The organism is Cuniculiplasma divulgatum (assembly GCA_031200235.1).
Lineage (GTDB): Archaea > Thermoplasmatota > Thermoplasmata > Thermoplasmatales > Thermoplasmataceae > UBA509.
Genome location: CP133595.1, coordinates 1,629,806 through 1,655,872, shown reverse-complemented (window position 1 = coordinate 1,655,872; position 26,067 = coordinate 1,629,806). Strand labels below are relative to the sequence as shown.

The 26,067-nt window shown below is 45.0% G+C and carries 28 protein-coding genes and 2 tRNA genes; 18 read left to right on the top strand and 12 right to left on the bottom strand.

Going from position 1 to position 26,067, the window contains the following annotated elements:
• Positions 1–54 precede the first annotated feature (54 nt).
• Positions 55–486, bottom strand: a complete 432-nt coding sequence (locus RE469_08720) for a hypothetical protein (GenBank protein WMT44275.1) — start codon at positions 484–486, stop codon at positions 55–57.
• A 106-nt stretch (positions 487–592) separates the two neighbouring features.
• Between RE469_08720 and RE469_08715 the strand changes: the two genes are divergently transcribed.
• The gene (locus RE469_08715) at positions 593–1,747 is read left to right on the top strand and encodes an HD domain-containing protein (protein WMT44274.1); all 1,155 of its coding nucleotides are present in this window, start codon (positions 593–595) and stop codon (positions 1,745–1,747) included.
• Positions 1,748–1,754: 7 nt separating this feature from the next.
• Here RE469_08715 and rimI read toward each other — a convergent pair whose 3' ends face one another.
• On the bottom strand, positions 1,755–2,213 hold the full coding sequence (gene rimI / locus RE469_08710) for a ribosomal protein S18-alanine N-acetyltransferase (GenBank protein ID WMT44273.1): 459 nt from the start codon (positions 2,211–2,213) through the stop codon (positions 1,755–1,757).
• A gap of 101 nt (positions 2,214–2,314) precedes the next feature.
• On the opposite strand from rimI, the gene ribB reads away from it, so the two are divergent.
• The 5 genes from ribB to RE469_08685 are packed head-to-tail and all read left to right on the top strand — an operon-like array spanning position 2,315 to position 4,940.
• The gene (gene ribB, locus RE469_08705; protein ID WMT44272.1) at positions 2,315–3,016 is read left to right on the top strand and encodes a 3,4-dihydroxy-2-butanone-4-phosphate synthase; all 702 of its coding nucleotides are present in this window, start codon (positions 2,315–2,317) and stop codon (positions 3,014–3,016) included.
• On the top strand, positions 2,985–3,416 hold the full coding sequence (locus RE469_08700) for an adenylyltransferase/cytidyltransferase family protein (protein ID WMT44271.1): 432 nt from the start codon (positions 2,985–2,987) through the stop codon (positions 3,414–3,416). The genes ribB and RE469_08700 overlap by 32 nt, the downstream gene beginning before the upstream one ends.
• Positions 3,413–3,904, top strand: a complete 492-nt coding sequence (ribC, locus tag RE469_08695; protein WMT44270.1) for a riboflavin synthase — start codon at positions 3,413–3,415, stop codon at positions 3,902–3,904. Before RE469_08700 ends, ribC begins: the two co-directional genes overlap by 4 nt.
• 14 nt (positions 3,905–3,918) lie before the next feature.
• Positions 3,919–4,326: a 6,7-dimethyl-8-ribityllumazine synthase gene (ribH, locus tag RE469_08690; GenBank protein ID WMT44269.1), complete on the top strand. Its 408-nt coding sequence runs from the start codon at positions 3,919–3,921 to the stop codon at positions 4,324–4,326.
• Entirely contained in the window at positions 4,323–4,940 is a 618-nt protein-coding gene (locus RE469_08685; protein WMT44268.1) for an MBL fold metallo-hydrolase, read from the top strand. The genes ribH and RE469_08685 overlap by 4 nt, the downstream gene beginning before the upstream one ends.
• Here RE469_08685 and mptA read toward each other — a convergent pair.
• The 3 genes from mptA to RE469_08670 are packed head-to-tail and all read right to left on the bottom strand — an operon-like array spanning position 4,914 to position 6,438.
• Entirely contained in the window at positions 4,914–5,819 is a 906-nt protein-coding gene (gene mptA, locus RE469_08680) for a GTP cyclohydrolase MptA (GenBank protein ID WMT44267.1), read from the bottom strand. The genes RE469_08685 and mptA overlap by 27 nt on opposite strands.
• Positions 5,816–6,190 carry a prefoldin subunit beta gene (locus RE469_08675; protein ID WMT44266.1) on the bottom strand — a complete coding sequence of 125 codons (375 nt, stop codon included), beginning with the start codon at positions 6,188–6,190 and terminating at the stop codon, positions 5,816–5,818. The genes mptA and RE469_08675 overlap by 4 nt, the downstream gene beginning before the upstream one ends.
• Entirely contained in the window at positions 6,190–6,438 is a 249-nt protein-coding gene (locus RE469_08670; protein WMT44265.1) for a KEOPS complex subunit Pcc1, read from the bottom strand. The genes RE469_08675 and RE469_08670 overlap by 1 nt, the downstream gene beginning before the upstream one ends.
• Positions 6,439–6,791: 353 nt before the next feature.
• Here RE469_08670 and RE469_08665 point away from each other — a divergent pair.
• The 3 genes from RE469_08665 to RE469_08655 all read left to right on the top strand — a co-directional run bounded on the left by RE469_08665 (position 6,792) and on the right by RE469_08655 (position 9,687).
• Positions 6,792–6,866, top strand: a tRNA-Arg gene (locus tag RE469_08665).
• A 698-nt stretch (positions 6,867–7,564) separates the two neighbouring features.
• Positions 7,565–8,317, top strand: a complete 753-nt coding sequence (locus RE469_08660) for a site-specific DNA-methyltransferase (protein WMT44264.1) — start codon at positions 7,565–7,567, stop codon at positions 8,315–8,317.
• A 299-nt stretch (positions 8,318–8,616) separates the two neighbouring features.
• The gene (locus RE469_08655; GenBank protein ID WMT44263.1) at positions 8,617–9,687 is read left to right on the top strand and encodes an NAD-binding protein; all 1,071 of its coding nucleotides are present in this window, start codon (positions 8,617–8,619) and stop codon (positions 9,685–9,687) included.
• Between the two features lie 30 nt (positions 9,688–9,717).
• Here RE469_08655 and RE469_08650 read toward each other — a convergent pair whose 3' ends face one another.
• Positions 9,718–11,076 carry an ammonium transporter gene (locus tag RE469_08650; GenBank protein WMT44262.1) on the bottom strand — a complete coding sequence of 453 codons (1,359 nt, stop codon included), beginning with the start codon at positions 11,074–11,076 and terminating at the stop codon, positions 9,718–9,720.
• Between the two features lie 218 nt (positions 11,077–11,294).
• On the bottom strand, positions 11,295–11,789 hold the full coding sequence (locus RE469_08645) for an archaellin/type IV pilin N-terminal domain-containing protein (GenBank protein WMT44261.1): 495 nt from the start codon (positions 11,787–11,789) through the stop codon (positions 11,295–11,297).
• A 117-nt stretch (positions 11,790–11,906) separates the two neighbouring features.
• Between RE469_08645 and msrA the strand changes: the two genes are divergently transcribed.
• From msrA to RE469_08615, 6 genes are all read left to right on the top strand, one after another.
• Entirely contained in the window at positions 11,907–12,470 is a 564-nt protein-coding gene (gene msrA / locus RE469_08640) for a peptide-methionine (S)-S-oxide reductase MsrA (protein ID WMT44260.1), read from the top strand.
• A 90-nt stretch (positions 12,471–12,560) separates the two neighbouring features.
• Positions 12,561–13,037, top strand: a complete 477-nt coding sequence (locus RE469_08635) for a YbhB/YbcL family Raf kinase inhibitor-like protein (protein WMT44259.1) — start codon at positions 12,561–12,563, stop codon at positions 13,035–13,037.
• Between the two features lie 80 nt (positions 13,038–13,117).
• On the top strand, positions 13,118–14,020 hold the full coding sequence (locus RE469_08630) for a dihydroorotate dehydrogenase (protein WMT44258.1): 903 nt from the start codon (positions 13,118–13,120) through the stop codon (positions 14,018–14,020).
• Entirely contained in the window at positions 14,017–14,769 is a 753-nt protein-coding gene (locus tag RE469_08625) for a dihydroorotate dehydrogenase electron transfer subunit (protein WMT44257.1), read from the top strand. Before RE469_08630 ends, RE469_08625 begins: the two co-directional genes overlap by 4 nt.
• A gap of 57 nt (positions 14,770–14,826) precedes the next feature.
• Positions 14,827–17,406, top strand: coding sequence for a tetratricopeptide repeat protein (locus RE469_08620; GenBank protein WMT44256.1), 2,580 nt, complete (start codon positions 14,827–14,829; stop codon positions 17,404–17,406).
• A 251-nt stretch (positions 17,407–17,657) separates the two neighbouring features.
• A tRNA-Arg gene (locus RE469_08615) sits at positions 17,658–17,731 on the top strand.
• 114 nt (positions 17,732–17,845) lie between these two features.
• Here the strand turns inward: RE469_08615 and RE469_08610 are convergent.
• Positions 17,846–18,409, bottom strand: a complete 564-nt coding sequence (locus RE469_08610; protein ID WMT44255.1) for a hypothetical protein — start codon at positions 18,407–18,409, stop codon at positions 17,846–17,848.
• A gap of 127 nt (positions 18,410–18,536) precedes the next feature.
• Here RE469_08610 and RE469_08605 point away from each other — a divergent pair, with 127 nt between their 5' ends.
• Both RE469_08605 and RE469_08600 read left to right on the top strand, forming a co-directional pair.
• Positions 18,537–19,103: a hypothetical protein gene (locus RE469_08605; protein ID WMT44254.1), complete on the top strand. Its 567-nt coding sequence runs from the start codon at positions 18,537–18,539 to the stop codon at positions 19,101–19,103.
• A 96-nt stretch (positions 19,104–19,199) separates the two neighbouring features.
• Positions 19,200–21,185 carry a M13 family metallopeptidase gene (locus RE469_08600; GenBank protein WMT44253.1) on the top strand — a complete coding sequence of 662 codons (1,986 nt, stop codon included), beginning with the start codon at positions 19,200–19,202 and terminating at the stop codon, positions 21,183–21,185.
• Between the two features lie 40 nt (positions 21,186–21,225).
• Here RE469_08600 and sppA read toward each other — a convergent pair whose 3' ends face one another.
• The 3 genes from sppA to RE469_08585 form a co-directional block, all read right to left on the bottom strand.
• Positions 21,226–21,981: a signal peptide peptidase SppA gene (sppA, locus tag RE469_08595; protein ID WMT44252.1), complete on the bottom strand. Its 756-nt coding sequence runs from the start codon at positions 21,979–21,981 to the stop codon at positions 21,226–21,228.
• A 474-nt stretch (positions 21,982–22,455) separates the two neighbouring features.
• Positions 22,456–23,742, bottom strand: a complete 1,287-nt coding sequence (locus tag RE469_08590) for an MFS transporter (GenBank protein ID WMT44251.1) — start codon at positions 23,740–23,742, stop codon at positions 22,456–22,458.
• A 157-nt stretch (positions 23,743–23,899) separates the two neighbouring features.
• On the bottom strand, positions 23,900–24,385 hold the full coding sequence (locus RE469_08585) for a hypothetical protein (GenBank protein ID WMT44250.1): 486 nt from the start codon (positions 24,383–24,385) through the stop codon (positions 23,900–23,902).
• 207 nt (positions 24,386–24,592) lie between these two features.
• On the opposite strand from RE469_08585, the gene RE469_08580 reads away from it, so the two are divergent.
• Positions 24,593–25,411, top strand: a complete 819-nt coding sequence (locus RE469_08580; protein ID WMT44249.1) for a universal stress protein — start codon at positions 24,593–24,595, stop codon at positions 25,409–25,411.
• Positions 25,412–25,424: 13 nt separating this feature from the next.
• Here the strand turns inward: RE469_08580 and RE469_08575 are convergent, their stop codons facing one another.
• Positions 25,425–26,066: a potassium-transporting ATPase subunit C gene (locus RE469_08575; GenBank protein ID WMT44248.1), complete on the bottom strand. Its 642-nt coding sequence runs from the start codon at positions 26,064–26,066 to the stop codon at positions 25,425–25,427.
• Position 26,067 lies beyond the last annotated feature (1 nt).

Below are 26,067 nucleotides of genomic sequence, written 5' to 3'. Positions count from 1 at the left end.
TTTTATCTGACGCACGTTCGAAATATGTTCAAGTTTTTGGATTATTGAAGGACTTCAATGGCTAAAGGAAGGGATATGTGGAACCGGACCCACCACCGGCGTACCAGACAGCAGTACCGCAATGAATGATATTATGGCGAAAACAATGAACGTTATTATCAGGGACAGCACTGCTATTGCAAAACCTCCAAGGAGATGGGTCCTGAAGAGCGCGCCATACAGGTAACTCAGGGCAAATATGGCAAATATGGCGCCGATGACACCGGCGAAACCCAGAAGAAATGGAGATAAAACAGCGGTAATAACTATGAAGAAGAAAAGCGTGACAACAGGCCCAATTAGTGCAGCAATCATTGCGCTGCCAAAGGATGTGTCCTTACCAGAAATTATCTTTCCTGCGACGTAAATAGGAAATGACGCCAGTATCCACGCCACTACAAGGACCACTATGAGATCAACATAAGATATAACTGGAAATAATACCATGGGCATTCATAATCGGGAAGTTCTTTATGATTTTGGTACAGTTTTGAATGGGAAAAAATGTTATGTCCTCATAACCTATCCATTCAACAGGCTCTGTGAAGTCAAAATGGCAAACAATACCTTCAAAATTATCCAGGATCCAATAAACGGCCCCGTTAAAGTTCCATACAATCTGCAGATGATCATTGACACCCCAGAATTTCAGAGATTGAGATACATCAGGCAGCTTGGAATGTGCCATCTTGTATTTCCGGGAGCCAATCATACAAGGTTTGAGCATTCACTTGGTTCGATGTACCTGGCCCAGATGTTTGCAGACACCCTTGAAATTGAGGAGAGAGACCTCTTTATTGTGGCATCACTGCTCCACGACATTGGCCATCCACCACTGAGTCATGGAGCGGAAGAAACATTTGAGAAGATCACTGGCCTGGATCACCTCCACGCTGGAGTTAAGATAATACTAGGGCAGGGTGATTTCTCCGGCAGCAGTATACCTGGGGTCCTTGAGAGTATAGGCATCAGTCCTCATGACGTAGCTGATGTTCTATTGTTTAAATCGAGATCGAAAAGACTCATTTCAAGACTGGTGAGCGGTCCCATTGATGTTGATGAATTGGACTACCTAAGGCGAGATGCCATGTACACTGGTGTTGCCATGGGGAACGTAGATCACAGGAGGATACTCAATGTTGCTAAAATTGTGGGGGATGACGTGGCCATTGAGGAAAAGGGTATCGGTACACTTGAATCCATTTTGATTTCGAGGATATTGATGTACAGTTCTGTTTATTTTCACAAGACATCTCGAATTGCACAGATAATGAGCGCATATGCCATAGACCAGAACATTGATAAGTTCAGGCATCCGTTTTCAATGACTGACAATAACTTTTATTCAATAATATCACACGATACCAGTATGATATCAACGCAGATAATGAACAGAAATTTGCACAAACCAGTCTTGAGATTTCATTATACATCGGAACTGCTGACATTGATAAAGGATGCACTCATTAAAAGCGACCTTGAGGAATGGGAATACATAATTGATGTCATTCCGCCACTGGATTTTGCTGGCCCCGGGCGGGTCAAATCAGATATGAATGTGCTCAGTGACAATGAACTGGCAGATGTAACGAGCCTTTCTCCACTCATAAGGACTCTCAGGGAAACTCTTGAGAAAAAATCCATCATAGTTTCATCGAGATTGGCAAGAATTGATCGCGTAAAGGAACTCCTTGGAATCATTCACTGATTCCACGTCAATTCTTCTTGAGGTCCTTTATCATGCGATAAGCTCCTCTTGATCCCTCGTAAAGCTCGTGATAGTACTTTGGCATGTGCTCCGTGATCTCGTAGCCATGTTTTCTGTAAAAATTAATTGCCTGAATGTTTCTGTCCCTGACCTCAAGAACAGAATTCAAAAAACCTCTCGAAGACATCTCCCTCTCTATGGCGTCAAGCAGTAAACCTCCCGTTCCCGTTCCCTGATAGTCTGGATCAACCGCTATGCTCTCTATATCTGCCGATTGATCTCCAAGGGGCAGAGCCACCACATAGCCCACAACACTTTCATCCTCAACAGCAACAAGGCTGAATGCCTGCGGATTTCTGAAAACATGTTCAAGCATTCTCCGTGTGTAAGGGCCCACAGGAAATGCCCTCAGTTCAAGTAATACTATGCCATCTAGATGTGATGCCTGAAAGGGGACGATCTTCACCAGACCATAATGCGCTAGGTAAGATAATCTTTTCAAATACATATTAACCCAATTCAGAGTAATTACCATCAATTTTATAAATAGCCCTGCAATTCAATTTTATGATATCAGAAGCCATTCAGAGCCTGAAGTCAGGTAAACCCATCCTGATCTTTGATTCCCAGGATAGGGAGGGCGAAACAGATATAGTTTTTCCATCACAATTCGTCAATATTGAAGCAATGAAATTCATGAGGAAAAATGGTGGCGGCCTCATCTGCACCACCATGAAGGAGACTGATGCAGCCAAGATAGGCCTGCCTTTCATCGAGGATTTTTACAGGGAGCATCTTGGACTTGGGCAGAAGGTACTTGACACTTCAGATCTGAGATATGATACCAACAGCTCATTTTCCGTGACAATAAATCACAGGAACACATTCACTGGCGTCCCTGACAGAGACAGGGCATTCACCATTTCGGCATTCGCGTCCTATCTGCAGGCCCTTCCTGCATATAACGGTACAGCACGGGATATTTTCTCGAGCCAGTTCAGAATTCCGGGGCATGTGATACTCCTGATTGCAAGGGATGGATACTTCGCCAGAAGAAGAGGACACACCGAACTCAGTACATACCTTGTTGAAAGTGCTGGCCTCATTCCCTCGGCAACAATTGTTGAGATGCTTGATGACAATGGCTATTCTCTTTCCCATGACAAAGCCAGGAAATTTGCAGGAGAACATTCGCTAACATTTATAGAAGGAAAATACATCATCGACCAGTGGGCGAATGATCAGGGTCATGGCTACGGGAGTTTTTGACATAATTCATCTTGGACATATTCACTATCTCACCGAATCTAAAAAGCTCGGAGATGAACTTGTGGTTGTAGTTGCCAGGGATTCCACGGCCATTAAAAACGGAAAGAAGCCGATTTTTGACGAAGAATCCAGAATGGCCATAGTGGCCCAGTTGAAGCCTGTTGACATGGCAGTCCTTGGCCATGAGGGAGATATGTTCCAGACTGTCAGGGAGCTTAGACCAAATATCATAACGCTGGGTTACGATCAGAAGTTTAATCCCGAGACTATTAAAGCCAGATGCCGGGAGATGGGGCTTGACACTGAGGTTGTCAGGATTTCAGGATTCAATGCTTCAAAGTACAGGGGGAGTTCAGACGTGAGAAAGAGGCTCCTTGAGGTTATAGAGGGTGGAATTTGAAAAAATTCGGAGTTGTAGACACAACCTTTGCAAGATTCGACATGGGATCGGCCATAATAGATGAGCTCAATTCCACGGGGACAGGTTTTGTTACCGTCAGGTACACTGTACCCGGCATAAAGGACATTCCAGTTGCAGCCAAGAAACTAATTGAGGAACAGCAGTGTGACATAGTGATCGCCTGTGGAATGCCAGGAGCCAAACCGGTGGATAAGATCTCAGCACAGGTGGCCTCCATGGGAATCATGCAGGTTCAATTGATGACCAACAGACATGTCATAGAGGTATTTGTGCATGAAGATGAGGCTTCAAGCCCATCTGAACTGGCCTGGCTATCCGAAAGAAGAGCACGGGAACATGCACTGAATGCCTATAATCTCATATTCAGGCCCGGGAAACTGACAGAAAATGCCGGAAAGGGGCTGAGACAGGGATACGAAGATGTGGGCTCAGTAGAAGAGCCAAAAAACACAGGAATCAGACACTGATGGAGTTGTAAGAAATGAAGATAGGAATTGTTGTATCGGAATATAATTATGACATAACCATGATGATGCTGCAGAGAGCGCAGGAGCATGCTGCCTTCATGAATCTTGAGGTAACGCATGTTCTCAAGGTGCCCGGAACCTTTGACATTCCTCTGGGCGTAAAAAAGATCCTGGAGAAGAAGGATGTGGACGGAGCAGTTACACTGGGGGCGGTCATAAAGGGTGAGACGGACCATGATCAGATAATAATGCAGAATGCTGCCAGGAAGATAGAAGATCTTTCTGTTGAATATTCAAAACCTGTTGCACTTGGGATTTCAGGCCCGAACCAGACCAGGCTTCAGGCACAGGCCAGGATAGAGATGGCAAGGGATGCCGTTGAAAGTGTGGCAAAAATGCTGAAGAGGTTGTCTGAACTTTGAACCTGCCGGAGGATATAAAGCAGATTCCGGGTACTACGGCTCACTGCTACTCACTGAAGATTGGGGACCTTAACATCCTGGTTGATGCTGGAATGAAATCATCCGGGCACAAGATAATAGCATTCTATGAGAATATGAAGATGAAACCCGATGTTGTACTTATTACCCACTACCATCCAGACCATATAGGCGGATTGGCGATGATTTATTCCCGCTTCTCACCGACGGTTTACGTGCCTGATCTGGAGGTGGATGTGGTCAGGGGAAAAGCAAATGTAAAGCCAGCTAAATCTCTGATCTCAAGGATGGTTGCTGGTATTTCCAGAACAGAGCCAGTCAGCGATGTTCATCCTGTATCGGAACTCAGCATTGAAGGAATAACTCCAGTTGCTACACACGGGCATACGCCGGGAAGTACATCATACTACGTTGAAAAGCATAGAGCGATATTTGTGGGGGATGCGCTCCTGAAGAAAGGAACAGAAATAACTGTAAATAGAGCCTTTACAATCGATTATGACGAAGCCCTTAGATCAAAAGAAACTATACTGGGCATGAAGCCATCGTGGATACTGCCCGGTCACGGATCAGTGATCCAGTTTGGAAATGCTTGATCTCAGCTCGCCTAGAGTGGTGTCGATTTCAGCATAAGCGTTATGCGGGTGTATACTTTCCTCGCTCTCTGATGAAACAATGACCCTGGTACCGTCTGGAAAATCACTGTATCTTGGCAGGATCTCTGCGGCAATATCCCGAACAATGTCCTCAACGAACTTTGGATTCTTGTGTGCGTTGTAAACCAGTTCGCCCTCATCAATCCTTTTGAGAAGTGAGTGCAGTGATCCTCCCAGGACTTTCTCGCATATCCCTATGAGATCGTCTGCCTCTATACTCCTGCCAGCTGGAGCCTGAACCATCAATCTGACATGGTTCCTCTGGTTGTGTGTTATTGAAGGAATTCTGTTCAGGATTTGATCATTTCCTGGGAAATCGCGTGAAATAAGCGCACGCGTGGTTTCCATGGCACATGGGCATGCATTCAAGCCCGTGACATTCACACCAACCATTTTGTGGGATTCCCCGTTTCTTCGAAGAACTGATTCACCTTCCAGTTTGTAAGGCACAATGATGCGGCTGTTTCCATTTTTTGATTTTTTCTCTCGCATGTAATCAGCTGATACAGTGACCCTGCATTGTGTGGAATAAGGCAGTTTCTGGAGCACCTTCTCAGCAATACGAAGACTGAGGTCCTCTATGCTTGGCACCACTCCGTTCTCCAAAATGATCTCATTTATGGCCTCAATTTTTCTTGAAAAATCAGCCCCTTTCCTGTCCGCAGGCAGGTCAACATAAATGTCAATCCTTGTCAGAAGATCTATTTCCCTGTTGTCACGGCTTACTCTGACAGGATATGTGATGCCCTTGAGTCCGACGCTTGTAATTGGAATGGAAATCTTTGGCTTCTCAGCCTGAACATCAACCAGATCGATCACTGTGAAGTACCTCTTTTCTGGGTTTCCTCCTGATATCTCTGCTGAATCAGGGTCTCAAGCTCCTTGTACTTATCTTCCAGAGTTTTCTGCTGCTTCTCCAGAGTCTTGATACGTATCTCGCTGAGTTCCTTCTGTTCTGAGAGATCATCAACAAGCTTCTGCTTGTCCTCAACCCTGTAAAGGATGTTTCCAACACTCTTGTAAACAGGCGTTTCAGCACCTATGGTCTGGAGTTCCTTCAGGGTTTTGTCTATTTCCTTTATCCTTAGATCCAGCTGGTATTTCTGTGTGGCAACCTGTTCTATCTGGGTCTCAAGCTGCTGTGCCTGCTTTAGCTGATTCTGGATATATTGACTTAAATTCGGTTCCATTAACTTACTACCTCCATAACTTCCCTAACTACCTTGAACCACCTTGATATGGATCCAAGAGCCGCCCTCAGTGCAACTGTATCAGGAGACCGTATATAAATATAGAAACTTTCACTGTCTTCCTCCAGCCATGTTCTTGAACGACCCACGTGTGTATCCAGATCAGGCCGGATTGCCTGAATGTAGTCTGAATATTTCTCTTTTTCAAGAATTATTCTAATCTGGAATGGGGAATGTAGATCTTCCATATCTGAAGTTTTCTATGCTAAGGATCATATTAAGGATTTTCAGACTGGCCTACGAAACTTCATTTAGGGCAGCTTTCCCCAATAAAACCTAAGCCATTAAGCCTGAAAGATCATGCGGGGAGACGGATTATTTATCTCTCCAGATTCTCAGAGCGATAGCTTGGACTAAATTTGCTGGCGATCTAGCAATAAAATGCACTCTATCAAAGCTGAATTCCTTATAAAACATCGAGCCTGTCATCATTCCCATAGCCACCTGTTTGTTGTTACTTACTCTCCAAGAACCAAGAGCGCCAGGAAAACAGTTGTTATGGGATGGAAACTTTCAAATTCAACGCTGTATTGAGGAGAACGGGCCCGTGGCCTAGTATGGATAAGGCACCGTCCTTCTAAGTCGGTGATCGTGGGTTCGAATCCCACCGGGCCCGTTCCCTATTACATTTTGTTTTTCTCATCATATTTATTTATCCAAAATTTAGCGGGAAATCCCCATCCGAAAGGGAGGGAATGAAAGTGAAACTTTTTTTATGTTTTCTCGAAACATTACAATGCTCACCAGCAGACAGAATGGAAGAAGGTCGGATAACATGTGGCTCCATGCGTGCCTGTGGCCATAAGGTCCAATGGTTGAGCATGGAGAGCAGAGTGTCCCCGGACCGGAGGGAATTCATGCCTGTGGAGGTTCCGCTGCTAGCCGTCGAAGCGGGAAGCCCCTTTCGAAAGATAGGGGAGGAGGTCACGCTTGAAACATACTATCAATTTGTATCAATGAAAGGTTAAGATCTAACATACTGGGGAACCTGATCAAAATTTGGAAAATACCATATACGTTTTATTCACACGTATTTGTGTCGTAGGTAGATTGGAAATCTACTAATTTCTGACTGAAAGAATGCATGGTTTCATTTGAAGAATTTGTCAGTATTCTGATCTCAAAATATGGAAATCTGGGCAGTTCGCACTAGCAATAGGTGTTTGCTTTCAACTTCGATTAAAACATTAATCAGGTCCCGGTTACTCCCACACAAAATTCAGCATACTGCCGTTGAACCTTGAGACATGATTGTAATCGAACTTTTCAACACAAATTTAATAGGCGTATCAATGGTTGTCTTGAGGCTAATAAATGAATATAGATTTGAGACTGGGAGACGCCAAGGAATTGATAAAGCAACTTCCCGACAGGAGTGTGGACCTCATATTTACGGACCCCCCATATAACCTCAGCCCGTATTCAACCGGCAACATAAAGATGTCCTGGAGAAAGGAGTTTAATAACGATTTAGCCGAATGGGACAAAGAAAATTTTATTCCTCTGGAATGGGCTGATGAATTCAGAAGGATCCTTAAGCCAACTGGAAATATATTTGCATTTTGCAGTTATAATCTTATTGGAAAATGGCACGAAGCGTTCGACCCACTTTTTGACACTTTTCAATTTGTCGTGTGGCATAAAACGAACCCGCCACCCAAGCTATACAGGGCTGGATTTCTGAACAGCTGTGAACTCATAGTGTGCATGTGGAATAAGGGGCATATCTGGAACTTTGGAAGGCAAAGTGAAATGCATAATTTCATTGAAAGTCCAATTTGCATGGGACGCGAAAGAGTAAAAAACCCGACCCATCCCACTCAAAAACCCTTGAAAATTCTAAATAAAATAATAGAAATAGCTTCGCATGAAAGCGCCGTTGTTTTCGATCCGTTTATGGGAGTGGGCTCTACGGGAGTATCTGCTGTTCAGTTAAGCAGGAATTTTATCGGCTTTGAAGTAAACCCCGAATATTTTGCGGTATCAAAGGAACGAATAGAAACGGCAAACAAAAGAGAAATAGAAGGCAGACCTGAATCGCGAGAAGAACAGCCGCCGTATTCATAGTTTTGAATATTCATAACTTTCCTCATACTAAATGTATACTGACTTTTTATCCACCTAGAAGATCGGAGCTTTTTTCGCTAATGCTTTAGTAAATTTTGCCCTATGGCTCAAAATTTTTCCATCTTTATGCTATCGAATTGTCAGGAATTGTATTGGTTTGCAAGGTCCATTTTAGATCCTGGAACTGGGCGAAGGCAGTGACCTCTAAGGCTGGTGCACTTATTTATATTCATGCCAGTAATTTGATCCTCATGAACTCTGCCGCGCCAAAGGTAAACCTGAATATATTGTTTACAGTCATGGGTTTACTTACTATTGCGCTGGGCATCGTCCTTGCCAGTTCAACCCATACCTATCACATAAGCTTATTCGGTTTGCACTTCATCATAGCCGAACGAAGTTTTTCCTTTTTCACACTTTTTGATGGCTTTTTCCTGATCGTCCTTAGCTTCCTCCAGTTGCAGAAGACCCGTGGGACATGGAGATTGCTTCTTGGAGCATTGATTTTAACCTTTATTCTTCTCGTTCTCAGCAGCGAAAGACGCTACCACCTTACACTTGTAGGGATTGTCCTCAGTTTTCTTATATTCTTCATTATGTTCAGGCAGAGGAAGGATTATACTATGCCTTCAGTAACTCTTGGCCGTCCGGAGATTGCTGTTGCCATAATAACAATAATCTTCACAATATCCTACGGTGTCGGTGGGTCTCTTCTGTTCGGCAACGAATTCAGCCCTCCAATCACAAATATTGGAACTGCCCTTTATTACACGGGAGAAACCGTCACTACCCTTGGATTTGGGGATATACTCCCCATTACACTAACCTCCCGAATGTTTACAATATCCCTTTCAATACTTGGAGTAGCAATATTCTTTGGGGCAATGACAATACTCATAACACCCATAATACAGAGAAGACTTGGAGGAGTAGTGGTAAGGATGGAAAGGCATCAGCTTGAAAACCTTCAGAATTATACGCTTGTTCTTGGCTATTCGGAATTTGTTCATGCATACGTGTCTGATCTGCAGAAGCAGGGAAAGACATGCGTCATAGTGGAACGTTCGCAACAGGAGACTGAAAAACTTCGCAATGAGGGCTTTCTTGTGATCAACCAGAATGCAGATGATGAGAGCCTTATAAATTCATTCAGGCTCAACAACTGCGAGAGGATACTTGTTGCATCAAATGATGACGGATACAACATCCTGATTGCCGCCACAATAAATCAGGCGGTGCGTGATAGCAGCATAAATGACAAGGTGACTGTTCTCGTGACCAGTTATAGAAATATGAGCAAATTTTCAGTATTTGGTTTTCAGACTGTTAATGTTTCATCCATTATAAGCAAATTTCTGGCTGGTAATTAACGTCGATCTTCCGGCTGAGGCGAGATTGATTCACCTGCCACCGGATGTTGCATGTTTCCTTGTTGTATCCTTGGTGATGCCTGGAACCTTTTCGCTTTCCTCCAGAATACCGCCCATGAGCTTTGAGATTGCCATCATGGTGATTAAAGATACCACAAAGACAAATGCAGCAACAGAAATCACCCCAAGTTCCTCAATGCCGAGCTGCCTCAGCGCTGACAAACCTCTGCCAAAGAACAGCCCGTTGGGTAAGCCTGGATTCCCGGAAGCTGCTGCAAATGAGCTTTCAGTAAAGAAACCGATCATCGTGATGCTAAATATTCCACCAACAAGATGCCCTGGAAACAGGCCTATTGGGTCCGAAAACCACCTTGACTTTGATAGCCGGTTTGAAACGAAGAAGTAGATTGACGCAGCTACCAGTCCCAGTATTATTGCGCTTTCAGGACTTACAAAGCCGGCAAGGGGGGTTATGACAATAAGACCCATCAGGACACCGTTAACGCCATCCATCAGACCAGGCATCTCATGTGTATACAGGTATGCCACGACCATCATGCTGACAAATGACATGGAACCGGACAGGAATGTTGTGAGAACAACAACAAGTGCGTCAGAGTTGAAAGCAAAAACACTTCCTGCATTGAAGCCAAACCACCCAATCCACAACAGGAGAATGGCAAGGGTGAGCCAGGTTTCATTCACATTGAATGGAACCTGAGTGGATGATTTCTGGCCTGAAGATCTCTCTTCACGCCAGATCTGCAGCACTATTGCGAGACCGGCTATGCCTGCTGCACCATGCACCACAATACCGCCTGCAAAGTCACGCATTCCAAGTGTGTAGAGCCACCCTGTTGGATTCCAGATCCATGACGCAGGTATGGTCCATATGAACAGGAAATATACAACTGAAAATGCAACCTGAACTGAGAATTTTACTTTGTTAAGAAATATTACAGATACAAGAGCGAATGTAACGGCAGCTGATGCGGCCTCGAACAGGAAATATGAGCCAGTCATCAGCCCGGTTCCTGAATATGAGGCAGACATGGACCACCACTGCCCCGTAAGCAACCCGGCTGCGCTGGATGAAAAACCGCCAAGAAACAGCCCCGGCATGTAGAAGGGATCGCCTATTACCCCGCTTATGGTGGGGGCAAACGCGATGTTGAAACCAAAGAATGCCATCACAACCAGTGACACAGCGGTTATTGAAAGTGTCTTCATCAGGCTTCGTGAGAAACCGAGACCAATCTCACCCACTTCCAGAAAACCCACTGCTATGGTCATCAAGAATATGAGAAGCGCTGAAAATATGACCCAGATGTTGTTAAGAAGATACTGGTACGCGAATTGGGCACCTTCCTGAAGAAAAATAACGGACAATCTTCCACCATCTTTCAGTATAACGCAGGAAATAAATATTCAATGCCGGTTCTATTAAGAGGTTGATTTATAAGCAACCTGCGCCATACTCCCTAATCTGGTCATGTGACACCTGATCAGGTGGAGCCTGATTTACACCCTTTTTTATGGATTCTGGAGTGGGAAAGCCACTGGGGCTGGCACTGTGTGTAAGATCTTATGGTAATTTCTGATGCCCATTATGTTACCAGAGCAGAACCAACAGTACCGCCTGTTTTAATGTCTTTCAAAGCAACGTAGGAGATATATCCGGGTGATAGTGCAAGATTGACAATTATCTCCGTTGTGCTGGAAAGGTACGGTTCATTCCCGGTCATGTTTATGGACAATGTGCCAGATTCCACCTGTATCTTCCCTGCATTGAGAACCATGCCCAGATTCTCTTCAACCACGGTTCCGTTTTGCATGATGATGAGAAGGACAATATTATCCAATGATATATTACCGTTCACTGAACTCAGTGAAATAGCGTATGTACCGTTTATTGAACCTGATGACCTGTAGGTAAGGTTAGCAATGTTCAGATTTGCAGTAGGCGTTGGGGATGAAGGGATTGGAATGTATCCAGAAATCAGAGTGTAGGCTGTCGATACCAGTGTGACGGTAATTGCAATTAGCAGAATTGTTGCTATTATTGGGGACACAGCCTTATCCTGCTTGAACACGCTCTTCATGGATACTGTTCAAAACGTATGGTTGGTTTAAAGTTTCGCAGTCTCAATTCAGTATGGGGAACGAAAACTGATTCATCACTCCTAATAAAGCATAAAGTGATTGTCACCTGAGGAAAAATGAATCAGACAATCTATCTGGGTGCCGGATGTTTCTGGTGCACTGAGGCTGCGTTTCGAACCATAAAGGGCATTCAAGAAGTTACCCCTGGCTATTCCGGTGGGCATGTGGAAAATCCCACATATGATCAGGTGTGTTCTGGAAATACCGGACACATAGAAGTTGCCCGGGTTGTCTTCAACACAGAAGTAACTGATCTGGAGCAGATACTGGAGATTTTCTTCTCTATCCACGATCCTACCTCGATTGATAAGCAGGGAGCGGACACTGGCGAACAGTACAGATATGTGATATTTTACACCTCCGAATCTCAGAAGAATTCTGCAATTGATTTCATAAAGCGCCTTAAGGATCAGAAACATTTCAAGCGAGCCATTGTTACACAGGTACTGCCATTCAAGAATTTCTATCCTGCTGAAGATTACCACAGGAACTATTACGAAAAGAATGCAGGTGCCGCATATTGCAGATTTGTCATAAATCCCAAGATTAAGAAACTGCAGGAGATGTTTCCTGCACTTGTGGACAGAAAGGGCAGGGCAGACAACCTGGAGCCGCATTAATCCAATTTTTGCCAGTACTTGTGATAAAAGGCAGGCCTTATGAAATACAAGCCGACCATATCCTTTTAAAAACAGTTGCAATAATGATTTATGACTTTCAAGATTGAGATGACGGGATTCAAAAATGGGGATATGCTGAGCCAGAAATTCTCATGTGATGGAAATGATGTCTCACCTGAGATCAAGTGGGATGACGCTCCACAATCTGCCAAATCCTTTATACTTATTGTCGAAGACCCGGATGCCCCGCATGGAACATTCGTTCACTGGATCATTTATAATATAAAACCGGATGTCAAGTCTCTTCCTGAAAATGTGCCGAAAACGGAGACCACCCCAGAAGGATGGAGCCAGGGGGTAAACGATTTTGGAAAGATCGGCTACAACGGGCCTTGCCCCCCAAGGAAGCAGGTGCACAGGTATTTCTTTACAATTTATGGTGTACTGGAACCACCTGAGCTGAAGCCGGGACTCTCAAGGAAGGACCTTGACAGAATTCTGGATGTCAAGACTGTCAAAAAAACTTCAATAATGGTGAAATACGGCAGGGCATATGAGCATGCCTGATTTCCCATATTTAATTCCGGGCGCATCAGATCTGACAAAATTTATGGATATGGTAATGCTATGGAAGCTGGTCAATTTTAATGGTTCACACTGATACAACCGTAGCCGGAATAAGGCTTTCCAATCCAATGATGCTTGCCTCTGGAATACTGGATGAAAATGGATACACAATGCTTGAAATCCTGAAAAAAGGCGCTGCTGCAGTGGTTACTAAGTCCATTGGCACCAGTGAGAGGACAGGATACAAGCCCCCTGTTGTGGTGCCAATCCATGGAGGACTTCTTAATGCCATTGGTCTTGCTAACCCCGGAATTAAAAATTTCAGGGGTGAGATGGAAATTGCGCTGAGTGGAAATAAACCAATTGTGGGAAGTATTTTCGGTGCAACTGCAGATGAATTTCTCCAGCTGGCACTGAACATGGAGGAATACGGAGCAACTGCAGTGGAGCTGAACCTTTCCTGCCCACACGTGGCAGGATACGGCACAGAGGTTGGTTCTGACCCGCAGCTTGTGGAGGATATAGTGACCACGCTGAAATCAAAACTGAAAATACCGGTGTTCGCGAAACTTTCCCCAAACGTCACAAACATAGTGGACATTGCTAACGCCGCTCATAAGGCAGATGCGCTTGTCCTCATAAACACCGTAAGGGCAATGTCCATAGATATACACGCCAGGAAAGCTGTTCTCACCAACAGATATGGTGGCCTTTCCGGTCCAGCCATAAAAAATGTTGGCGTAAGGTACGTTTATGAGGTCAAAAAGGAGACCGGGAAGGAAATAATCGGTGTTGGGGGAATTGAAAACGCCAACGACCTTGTTGAATACGTTATGGCCGGTGCTTCTGCAGTCCAGATAGGCACAGCGCTTTACACACAGGGGAAAGATGTATTTTCAATAATAGAAGCAGACCTCGAGAAATTCATGGAAGCGGAAGGGTTCAGCAGAATCTCTGAAATGATCGGGGTGGCTGTTGAATGATAGTAAAGGATATTTCCGATGTGGAGAGGATAGGGAGAAATACAGTAACAATAAGGTTCAGCTGGGACCAGAAAGTTGAACCGGGACAGTTCATCATGGTGTGGATGCCTGACCACAGCGAAATTCCCATTTCAGTATCTCATACAGGCCTCCTGAAAGGCATCACCATCAGAAGCTATGGCGAAACCAGCGAAGCAATGATCGGCCTCAAGAAGGGAGACAGGATCTTTTTCAGGGGACCATATGGAAGACCCTTTGACATCAAGCCAGGAAGAAAATTAGTAGTTGGAGGAGGGTCCGGCATGGCTGGCCTTCTTCCACTGGTTGATTCCAGCGCATATGGTGTTGTTTCTGCAAGAACCTCATCTGATCTTCTATTTGCAGACAGATTTGCTGAGGGGCATGTGACAATGGTTACTGACGATGGTACGGCAGGCATCAGAGGGTTTGCCATTGATGGTGTTAAGTCCCTACAGCTGGATGAGTTTGACATGATGTACGTATGCGGCCCAGAACTGATGCTGAAGTCCATACTGGATTATGTTGCGGATAAGCCCATCCCTGCCCAGTTCTCACTGGAACGCACCATGAAGTGTGGAATTGGTATCTGCGATTCATGCTCCATAGATGGAAGACAGCTATGCACGGAAGGACCCACATTCAGCAAGGAAGAGCTCATGGGCTTGCATGAATTCGGAACCACAAGGCTTACGGAATCCGGAAAGCGCATCCAGATTGGCAGGCATTAGTTCATGCAGACTGCACTATGGAAAATAATTAAGTAGTCCTCCCAATCCCAATACGTAATGGAACGAGTCTTCAACTACAGGGAAGCCAGTGATTATTTCATCGATCTCATTGACAAGTCGAAGATATCCGGTACATCGTTCCTTCTTATGGGAAAGAGCGGCTGGGGAAAGACCGCCGCCCTGAATTTCATCGAGGAATTTGCCAGGGGCAAGGGCATGTACGTCTTCAGAGCAAAATCCTTTTACTCAGACGAAGCTCTCAAGTATCAGGCCTACAACGAGTTGCTCAATCAGCTACTCGATACATTTGAGGAGAGAGATTTGGCAAAGATAGTGGAGATATTCTCACACTTTTCAGGAGAAAAGGCCAGAAACACCATATTTATCCTTGACAATATTGAAAGCATGATCCAGCCTTCCCGAGAACTCTTTGTTTATCTATCCAGGCTCAGCAAGAAAAACGGATACATATTCATGGCAACATTCAATGAAGAGCTGATCCTTGATCAGGATGTGGTGAGGAAGTTCCTGAATGTTGTCACAATGGAATCAAACATATGGGTGCTGAACTTCAGAAAACCCGACATTGAAGACATGAACTATTTCCTCAGGCAGAAACATTTCAAGCTTCCGATTTCATTTGTTCAGGAGCTTTACCGGCTTACTAACGGAAATATAAGATATGCAGATTATGCCCTGAAATACTACCAGGAAAGAGGCATAATAAACAGCAACAATGAGCTTGAGGAGGTAACGTACAGATTCTTCCCAATACCACCGAGTTTTGAAACAAGGCTGGAAAGGGTACTTGCAGACATGGAGGACCCCGATCTGTCTATCCTGGGCCTCATTGCACTGATGTCAGAAGAACTTTCACCGGGCTTCATTGCCAGAATGCTGGAACTTGAGAGAAGCGATGTTCTTCATATTCTTGACAGATTGACCGAAGCTGGCTTTGTAACACATAATGATGTCAATTACAGCCTGGTGAACAGGAGAATAAATGACCTAGTTATTGGGGCGCTTTCCGAGAAAAAATCAAAGGTGCTCTCCGACCATTTCCTTAAACAACCTTCATTCAATGATCTGCCTGCACTTACAAAAATCAAGATCTATCTTCTTGTTAAAGATCCTGAGGCAATAGAGAAGGAGGTGGAGGGTCAGTGGACTGAAATCCGGCAGAAACTCCCGTTCATAAACTCCTCACCGGAAATGTTCCTGAGAATCCTGAAAATGGTCAGCAATGATGGTGCACGTGCACACCTTAGTCTGCTGGCTGCCTATGCCTATGAGATAGCGGGACAGACCAAGGAAGCCATCGAATTATGCAATTCCGAAAGTGTCATAAGAGTTGAGCCCGTCTTTGCCAGGATAACGCTGGCCAGACTGTACAGGAAGGCTGGAAGATACGCTGAATCAGTGAAATTATGCGAAGAGCTTCTGCCACACCTTGACATTGAATCCAGGGATTATGCCGAGACCCTCATGACCCTGGCAGTTGACTATTCATATATGGAAAACAGGGAACTTACGGTAAAATATGCAACGGACGCAAGAAACCTAGCAAAGAAGAAGGGTTTCGAGGATGTTACTGCAGATGCACTTAACCTACTTGGAACCATGAGCGTGAGAAGTTTCCAGTTGAGCAACGCACTTGACCTTTATAAGGAATCACTGGCCCTGAACCAGAAGATGAGACATTACGAGGCCGAGCTTCTCAGCCTGAACAATATTGCAATCATATACAGTTACCAGGGAAAGCTGGAGGAATCGGCAAAGATGCTGACCGAAATTATTGAGAAGTCCTATATTTCCGGTGCCCTGGTGTCCAGGGCGTACGCAACATACAACCTCTGTGAAATATATTACACCACTGGCAGGTTTGACGAATTCCGGCAGAACATCACAAGCGCACAGAAGCTCATACGCATTGTGGACGACAGCAACCTGACATACCCGTTCCTCAGGTTCATGGCAACAATAAACCTGAATTCATTCAATCTTGAAAATGCCATTACCTTCATTAACGAGATGTATGACCTTGCCGTGAGAAATGGAAGTTCTGTCCAGGAGACTGTCTGCCGCGGCCTGAAGTATATAGCCGATGGATTCCAGTCAGGCAATTTCAACCCCAATCTTGACAAGGTTTTCCTTACGTCATTCCAGGAGGCTGATGACTACCTGCCCTTGTGGTACACCATTGGAGCCATTAAATTCGCAATAGACGGTAATGCTGATGAGGCAATGAGAGCCGCTGAACTTGCCATGAAACAGGCCCAGGGAATTGGGGATTTCATGGGATTGCTCGTAGCGAGGATCGCCGGCGCAATCGCACTTGCCTCAAGAGGGAAATTGAACGACCTGAGAAAATTTCTGGATGAAAACCTTCCCCAGGGAAGTAATACCTATATCTACACTTACGTCGTTGTATTGCTGAGACACATGGCTGCGGGTACATTGCGGGATGTTAAAATTGATGAAAAATCAAGATCACTCATAGGGCTGGGCACAGAAGTGATTGTTGGCCTGCATGATGAGGATATAGCAAAACTGAATACAACAAAAGGTGAATATATAAAGTCAGTTTATACCCAGCTGAAGGGAAAGGTGCCACAGATATATGACGGGTTCAATTGAGCATTTATGCATGTACCATTTAAACGGCCAGTGCCATCTCCATGAGGGAATGGTAACGCAATGCAGGCTCTGCTTCAACTTTGCTTCGGCATACCGTGTGGTAGAAAAGGGTAAAACCAAGCCTTTCTATACGTTATATGATTATATGGTTTCCACCGGGGAGAGCAGGAATATTTTTCCAGAAGGCAATTCCGTCCAGACAACCCTCTGAAATGACAATTCTTTAGAACAACAGAGCCATCACTGAAGAAGGGCCCGTGGGGTAGCTAGGATATCCTGTTGGCCTTCGAAGCCGAAGACCTGGGTTCGAATCCCGGCGGGCCCGCTCATGGATATCAGATATTATAGCTGAATCGAAAAATTCTCCATGCATTAAACCAGATCAGGATGTCAAAATATCTGAATTAACAGTAAACCGCGAAGAAAAGAATCCAGAGGATCAGATCCAGAATCCTCCACCCATCATGCCCATACCCATCATTCCCATCATACCCATTCCAAGCATTCCCATACCCATCATTCCCATTCCAGATCCATATCCCATTGCCTGCTGCTGATGGGTCTTCATGTGCTTGTCAAGGTCCTCCTGCGTATTGAACAACAGGCCATCCAGATCACACATCTTCAGGCTGGGGTCTATGAGGTTTACCACCTTCTTCCAGAGATTCAGTTCGTATTCATGGCCTGAGTGAACTTCTGCTGCTGTTGCTGCCCCAAAAGTAAAAATGCCTTCAATGGCAGGTACTGCAAGATCGCGACCCCATATTCCCGCATGCAACTGAACTTCGAATTTTCCCTTCTGCCCAGCCACCATGGCATCCACATCCCTAACCTTTCCAAGAACTATCCTTTCCCTGTTTGACTTCCTTGCATGCAATTCCCTAAGATTTCCATTGGATTCGTCCGAAGTTACGTTGAACTTGTCCTCAACCAGCATGTCTTTTATGCGGGAGTACACCGTTGACGGATCTATGTCCTTCTCTACAAAACCATGTCTGTACATATATAAGCCATGTGCCCATTGCATAAAGCATTGCCGAAAAAATCAGCCAAAGCCACATTTGCTTCTTCGAGATGAAATCTAGCAGTGTAGGGGAATGTATTAATCCAATAATTACTAACGTACATTCATGACATCCGATATCTCAAAACTCATTGCTGATCTGGGGGAAAAGGTCAGGATATACCCTCTGCAGAACAGCATAATGGGTACATTCAACCAGATTCTCATCTGGAAGGGGGACGATCCCTCAAAGTTCGTGGAAACAATAATGAGCGAACACTCTCCCATTCTGTACCACTATGTTTCGTCCAGCTCCTCTGGAGCTCCCAGCCAGGCCCCCGCTGAACATGAAGAGATAGCATTCCTGCAGAATGGTTTCGTGCATCTCTTTGTGAGATCCTCGGTTACTGGCTCTGAAAAATCTGCTTCCGCATCCAAACTGCCCCAGGGAGCAGGCCTGCCGCAAGGTACAATTCCTGACAGAAACCCGGAAGAGGTCGCTGCCGATATGACAAACTTTGTTTTAATGAATCTTGACTACATGAGTCCCGATACTTTCAACCTGCAGTATTTCTTTAAAAAATACTGGCAGTCTCAGGGATTGAACCCCGATATCCCCGCAGGAAGCGCCCTGAAAAAATTCATGGACAAGGTAGAAGAGATTTCAACTAGGAAGATCAAGTCCAGATCCTGAACCTGGTGCAATTATTTCCCAAAACTCCGGACATCAAACCTCCGCAGATATGCATGCAAAGGAATCAGGTTAATAGCCTGAAGATATAAGGAATCCATGAAAGGTAAGAGCGTAAATCACGATGTGAACGGAAATGATACCGCCAAAGATGAGGAATCCATAGGATTTTCAACATCATTCATGATGAAAGAAACTGACCCATTTTCTGATTTCTTCACATATGCTAACGGGAAGTGGATCAGAGATCATCCAATTCCGGAGGACAGATCAGAATGGGGTGCCTTTTCTGAGCTCTATGAACTGAACATGAAAAGACTGCGAAAATTGCTTGAAGAAAACCAATCCGGAAAGGAGAGGAAGCAGCTCACGGACTTTTATGAATCCGCAATGGATACCGTTGTAATTGAAAAACTCAGGTTCCAGCCTATCCAGAAATATATGAACCTTATCCCGTCGCAGGATCTGAAGAAAACACTGCCATTAATCCTTGCCCAGATTCACTCCATGGGGATATTTCCATTCTTCTATGCTTACTCCCAGGCTGATGAAAAGAACAGTTCTGTGTATGCGCTCTATATTTACCAGGGCGGATTATCGCTTCCGGACAGGGAATACTACCTTTCAGAGACTTTCTCACAACTGAGGAGGGAATTCCGTGACTACGTACAGAAGGTTTTCACCCTTTATGGAGAGGATGAAGAAACATCGGGGAAATATGCGGAAACCGTAGTCAATCTGGAGACCAGAATGGCCAGGGAATCCAGAAGCAGGGTGGATCTCCGAGATCCTGAAAAAAATTACAACAGAATGTCTGTTCAGGAGCTTTCCCAAAAATATCCCCATCTGGGATTCAGTACCTATCTGAATGCATTGGGCGCAGGAAACACGGAATACGTTGTGGTCGGCCAGCCGGAATTCCTGGATGAGATCGATTCTCTTGTCTCCCGATCCGAAAATGCCGACCTTGCACTTTATATGAAGTGGAACGTGATCAACAGTTCCCTTCCGTACCTTTTCAGGGAAGCAGAGGAAATGCATTTCAACATGTATGGCCGCAAGATAAGGGGTCAACCTTCCATAGAGCCCAGATGGAAAAGAGCAGTCAACATCATAGATGCGTGTCTGGGTGAATCCCTTGGAAAACTCTATGTTGAAAGATATTTCACAGAGGAATCACGACAGAAAATGGCAGAGCTCATTTCTGATATAAGCAGCGTATTCTCAGATAGGCTGAAAAGAATTACCTGGATGGGGTACAGCACAAGGGAACTGGCATTAAAGAAATTCGGGAAGCTTAGGGTGAAGATAGGAAATCCAAAGAAATTCAGGGACTATTCTTCCATAACCATAAAACCGGATGACTATCTGGGTAACGTTCGCAGATCAGCCTCCTTTGAGATGAAACGGCAGATGACAAGGGTAGGAAGGAGCGTTGACCCTGATGAGTGGATGATGACCCCTCCAACAGTGAATGCATACTATTCGCCACCAGACAATGAAATTGTGTTTCCAGCTGGAATCCTGCAGCCGCCGTATTTTGATCCTGAGATGGACGATGCTGTCAACTATGGAGCTGTAGGTGCCGTTATATCGCACGAAATTACCCATGGATTCGATGATCAGGGGAGGAAATACGACGACAATGGTAATATAATGGACTGGTGGACGCCAGAAGATTCAAGGAGATTTGAAGAACTTGCCGAGAATGTTGTTGAAACCTATGGCGCCCTTGAAGCACTTCCTGGAATGAAGGTTAATGGCAGGCTGACGCTTGGTGAAAACATTGCTGACCTTGGTGGCGTCAGCATTGCATTTGAAGCATTGCAGAGGCACCTGAAACGGCATCCTGAGAGAAGAGTGAACGTGGATGGTTTCACGCCGGAGCAGAGATTCTTTCTGTCCTGGGCTCAGGTGTGGCGGGAGAACATACGGGATGATGAACTGAAACTCAGGTTAACCATGGATCCGCATTCTCCCAACAGGTTCAGGGCAACTATTCCGGCAGTAAATCACGCAGCCTTTCCCGCTGCTTTCGGGAGGGAAACCAATGTATCTGGTTCCGGCAGTCTTCAGGTGTGGTAAAAAACCTGATCTGCAGGATCCGTAAAGTGGTATGCTGGCTTCATTGCAATGAAATGCAGTAGCCCAGTGATGCATCCAGGGTTTCAAGGACTGCATCTTTCACAGCCATCCCTATGAACCTAGACACAAATGTCTTCCTTGGCGCTATGAATCTGGTCTTTTTAATTCCGGAAATTTTCCTTATCTCTGAAAGTGCTTCAGTATAACCGCCTATGGAATCAACCAGTCCCAGTTTCACGGCATCTTCAGATGTAAAGACCTCCCCTGTTGCAATTGCATCGCGCTGATCATCAGGTATTTTTCTTTCTGCCGAAACCGACTTCCAGAAAGACTGGTAAGCAGAATCGATTATATGCAACATTTTCTGCTTCCCTTCTTCGGTTGCTTCGGAGAACGGGTTTAACAGATCCTTGTACTTACCGGCCTTGCTTACCTGAACATCGATCCCGATTTTTTCCAGAAGCTTCCTGACATTTGGCGTGATACTTATGACACCAATCGAACCGACTAATGAAGTTTCCATTGAATATATTCTGTTTGAAGCACTGGCAACCCAGTAGGCCCCCGACGCGCACATTCCGGATACATATGAAATCACGGGTTTCTTTTCGCGAATAGCCCGGGCCTTCCTGAAAAGAATTTCCGAAGCATTGGCCTCACCTCCGGAACTGTTCATATGGATCAACAGGCCACGCACCCTGGAGCTTTTCTCAACTGCGTCGAGTATTGGCATGAGGCCGGAAAGTTTTCTCTCGTTGATTGTGCCGGATAATTCAGTAACTGCTATGAAGGCCATGAGTGATTATACTCAATACGGCCTTAATATCTTTTCTAGGAACCACAGTACCTGAACTATTCTATCCGCAAAGGCTTCGCGTTTCTGTGCACGCCTGAGTAAGAATAATACTTGAAGCTCAGGATGATGGAAAATCAGGTGGCATGCCACTGCACAACCTATAGAATCCAGGTGCGGGGACAATATTTGATGGCACTGACTGTCCTGGAGCCGTGCTGATTTTTAAATGACATAATCTCAAGTTGAATCTGTACCCGGTTGCATACAGAGATATGGTCTGTGTTGATGATTCAGTAAAAACATAGTCATGCGCCTTTCGGAATGGAAAACCACAATAACTCCATATCATTTTGGCGAAAACTACTCCCGCTTCAGGAATAAAGTAAAAATTAGAGCTTGTAACCCTGTGAAGTTAACAATGTGCTGTTGTCCATTGATTCCCTATTGAAATCACCATAGATTGCCGGAACCAGTTCACTTTACTCCTGTAGCCTGTGGAACAGCTTCCTGCGCCTGAGGTGATGCAAGTGTCCCAGCGCCAGGTATGAAGGCAGCAGAAATCACTGACAGGATTGCCGTGGCAGTGACCACTATCCAGATGGTTCTGTAGTCAAATGAGTAGAGATAGGCAAATGGTATTCCCAGCAATATGAAGGTGACACCAACAAGAGTTCTCTGCAGCGCAGAAAACATCCCCCGGTTCTCCTTTCCGATGACCTTCACTTCGTATGACATCGCACCGGAGACAAAGAGCGGGCCAAATGCATTAAAGGATATTGACCCATAGAATATGTATGGATTCCTCAGGTATATTGAGACCAGTATTGCACCGTAGAAGAAAATGTCAAAGAGTCCAAGAAGTATTATGTATGCCTTGCCAGTGGATGGGTGGCGGTCCACATATTTGCCCGAGTAAACCCCAGATGGAATTGATATTGCAAAACCTATTCCAAGAAGGATAATGGAATATTCCGGAATAACCCCGATCTTTTCCCCGCTCAGTATGAAGAAATATGAAATCCCGTAAACGCCCACTGACATGAATATCTTTGTCAGAAGCACAGGTATCACGAATCTGCGCTTTTCCCTAAACAGGATCAGGCTTTCACGGAATGTTGGCCTGAGGGTGGATGCTTCGCTTTTAAGGGCCAGCTTTCTGCTCTCCGGGTAAAGGACAAAAAATGTAAGTATGGTCACTGCGAGAAGAATCGCCCCTGAAACCAGGTAAACCACATACAGGTGAGAGAATTCCCTCATTGCAGCCACAACAAACATGGCTACCGTTCCCCCAGCCGTCTCCATCATTATGATTCTGGAATAATGCTTCCCCAGTATGGAGAGTTTTGAGGCTTTCCCTATAAATGATCCAAGCGAAGATTTGTACGTATTCTGTGTAACAAGTACTGCGCCTATGACTACTGATGAAATTACATATGCCTGAAGCAGGCCAGGGATGAAACGCAGTGAAAGCAATATCATCCCAGAACTGTAAACAAGCGATCCGATGATCATAAGCTCATAGGATGAACCCTTATCTATGGCCCTGCCCTGGGGAATAAGTATGGTGAGAAGTATAATCTGGCCTATGGTGGTACCAATTCCACCGAAGATTATGGGTATATGATAACTCTGCAGCAGGTAGAAAACAGTATAGCCAAATACGTTCATTGCCATTGCAAAGAAGAAGTTCATCACGGAAAGTGCTGATACAAAAGGATTTATGCTGCCGCTGGTAGAATCGTTTTCACGTGCACTGTCCATGGCCAGAATCTATATCAGTTTTTCAATATATATCTATTTCTACGAATTTCGTCAGAAGTTCACCAGATTTCCAGAGTTTATCTGGTTTACATGGCTTCAGCACTCCTTAATAGAGAGCCTGCTGAAGAAGGAACTTTATGTTTCAAAGTCGAAGTTTTTAGATAAACCTGAGAAGATCTTCTGGGAAATTTTCTATATCCACATATTTTTCAGATGATATTGCCACCCCAGCATTATAACAGATACTGAAAGGGCCGTTTATCTGCCTTGTTGAGAGAAATGCTGTGCCGCCGTACGCACGGAACTGCTCAACCCTTTCCTGGCTGCCATATGGGAAAACCGTCTCAGGTGAGATATCAAGCACCTTTTGCAACACTGAATCTTTCATGCCTGGATCCACTACAACCCTGGCGGCTCCGGAGACAAGTGAGTCCACCAGATCATACTCTTTCTGCACCATGTTGAATACCACCGTGTCGAAAAATTTGGCAACTCTGGTGTAAGTCTTGAAATTATAATTCCCATGGAGTATACCATCATAATCACAGAGGAAAATCTGGTCCCCTTCCAGTGTCTCTAGTTGCTGGCCGGATGGAATCCCTTCCAGTACATGATTCCTAACAGAAATGCACCTTATCTTCAACGCAACACGAAGCATAACACATCTATAAAATGTTTGTTACCGGGCAGCATGTCACTATGTAACAGGTTTGTCAATACATACATGACGAGAGACCTCACGCCAATGCACTAATTTGTACATCCGCTGTAATGGTAAAAATTTATGATCACAACCGGTGTTGAAAACTATCAGGAAAGCTTATTTATGTTTTCCTAATTATATATGGATATGTTTTCATCATCAAGATCATACCTACTAAAGTTCGACCGGACAATCGTGCCAATGGCAAAGGGTGACAGATCAAGAACGGTTCTGGACCTTGCATTTGATCTGGCACATGAGTACTCTTCCGAGATCACTGCGCTTACGGTCAAGGAAAACGTGAGGGAAGTAACGTGGAGCGACAAGGTTGCTGTGGTGATCAACGCTTACAAGGAAGGCAAGGAGAAGAACATCAAGGTTATCCCAAAGGTAAGGACCTCAAAATCGGTAAAACAGGGAATAGTTGAGGAGGTAAGCAGCAGGGCCTATGACATCCTTCTTCTGGGAACCTTCAAACGATCAGTACTGTCAGCATCCATATTCGGCACAATAGGAGACTATGTGATCAAGAACTCCACAATACCCACTGCTGTGGTCAGCCTGCATGGGAGCAAATACCCATATGGCAAGATTCTGGTGCCGCTGTGCGAAACACTTACCACGAGAGCAGCAGTCTCATTTGCACTTCACATGAAGAAAGCTTTGAATGCCAAGCTAATACTTGCCGATCTCAGGAAATTTGACAGGAAGAAGACCCATGGCTTCAATACCCTTATGGACAGGCTTGGGGAAGCAATTGAACAGTATGGAAGTGACATAACAGTTGTGAGACCTGGTATGTCCAGCAACCTCACTGATGAAGTCTCAAATCTCATAAGAGAACAGAATCCGGATGTTATAGTGATGGGAGTCAGGGATTCACCGGGAGGGAAGGTGCGTTTTAACTCTGACCTGAAGGCCATCATAAAGGGAACTTACCAGGATACCATTGTGGTTAAGAAATGATACTGGTTCTCGTTCACGCCAGGAAATTTTCCGGAAGTATGGCCTTCTCCATAAGGTAATGGATTATGAGGAAGTTGAGGGTCACGGTGTTGACATAATACGACCCGAATAACGGGAAATCCTGCTTTTCATTGTGGCTGATGCTGTAATTCAGGAAAGTTTCCACTGTCCGGAGAGAGAGATTTTCGCTGCTGTTTGAGGCCAGGGTCACTATTGATTGCGCTATCCTGGTTACCTGATCGTAAGCGCCGGCCACAGGAATATTTGGGTCCAGGCCGGATGCGGATGGGGAGACCATATCATATGGAACCTGAGAAACATTAATCCCGGGATTCTCCGACAGAAACTGCTTCAGGTAATGTTCCGTAATATTGACGAACTGAGGATTGTCCGGAGATATCTCAGTGCTTCCTGATTGAGACAGGTTGTAGCCTATGGCAGATGGACGGGGCTGGAAGAATACGGATGAGTTGAACGCCTCGGCAAGATATTCAGAGCCGTATACCGTACCATTAATGGTGATTGGCGAGCCAGAAGACTGCCATGGAAGGGCATGCTCTGTAATGAGCGCTGTGGCAGTGGGATACGCAAAGCCCAGAACGGCCATGATGGAGAGCGCAAGCAGGAATGACCTCAGCATCGTCCTTGCATTCATC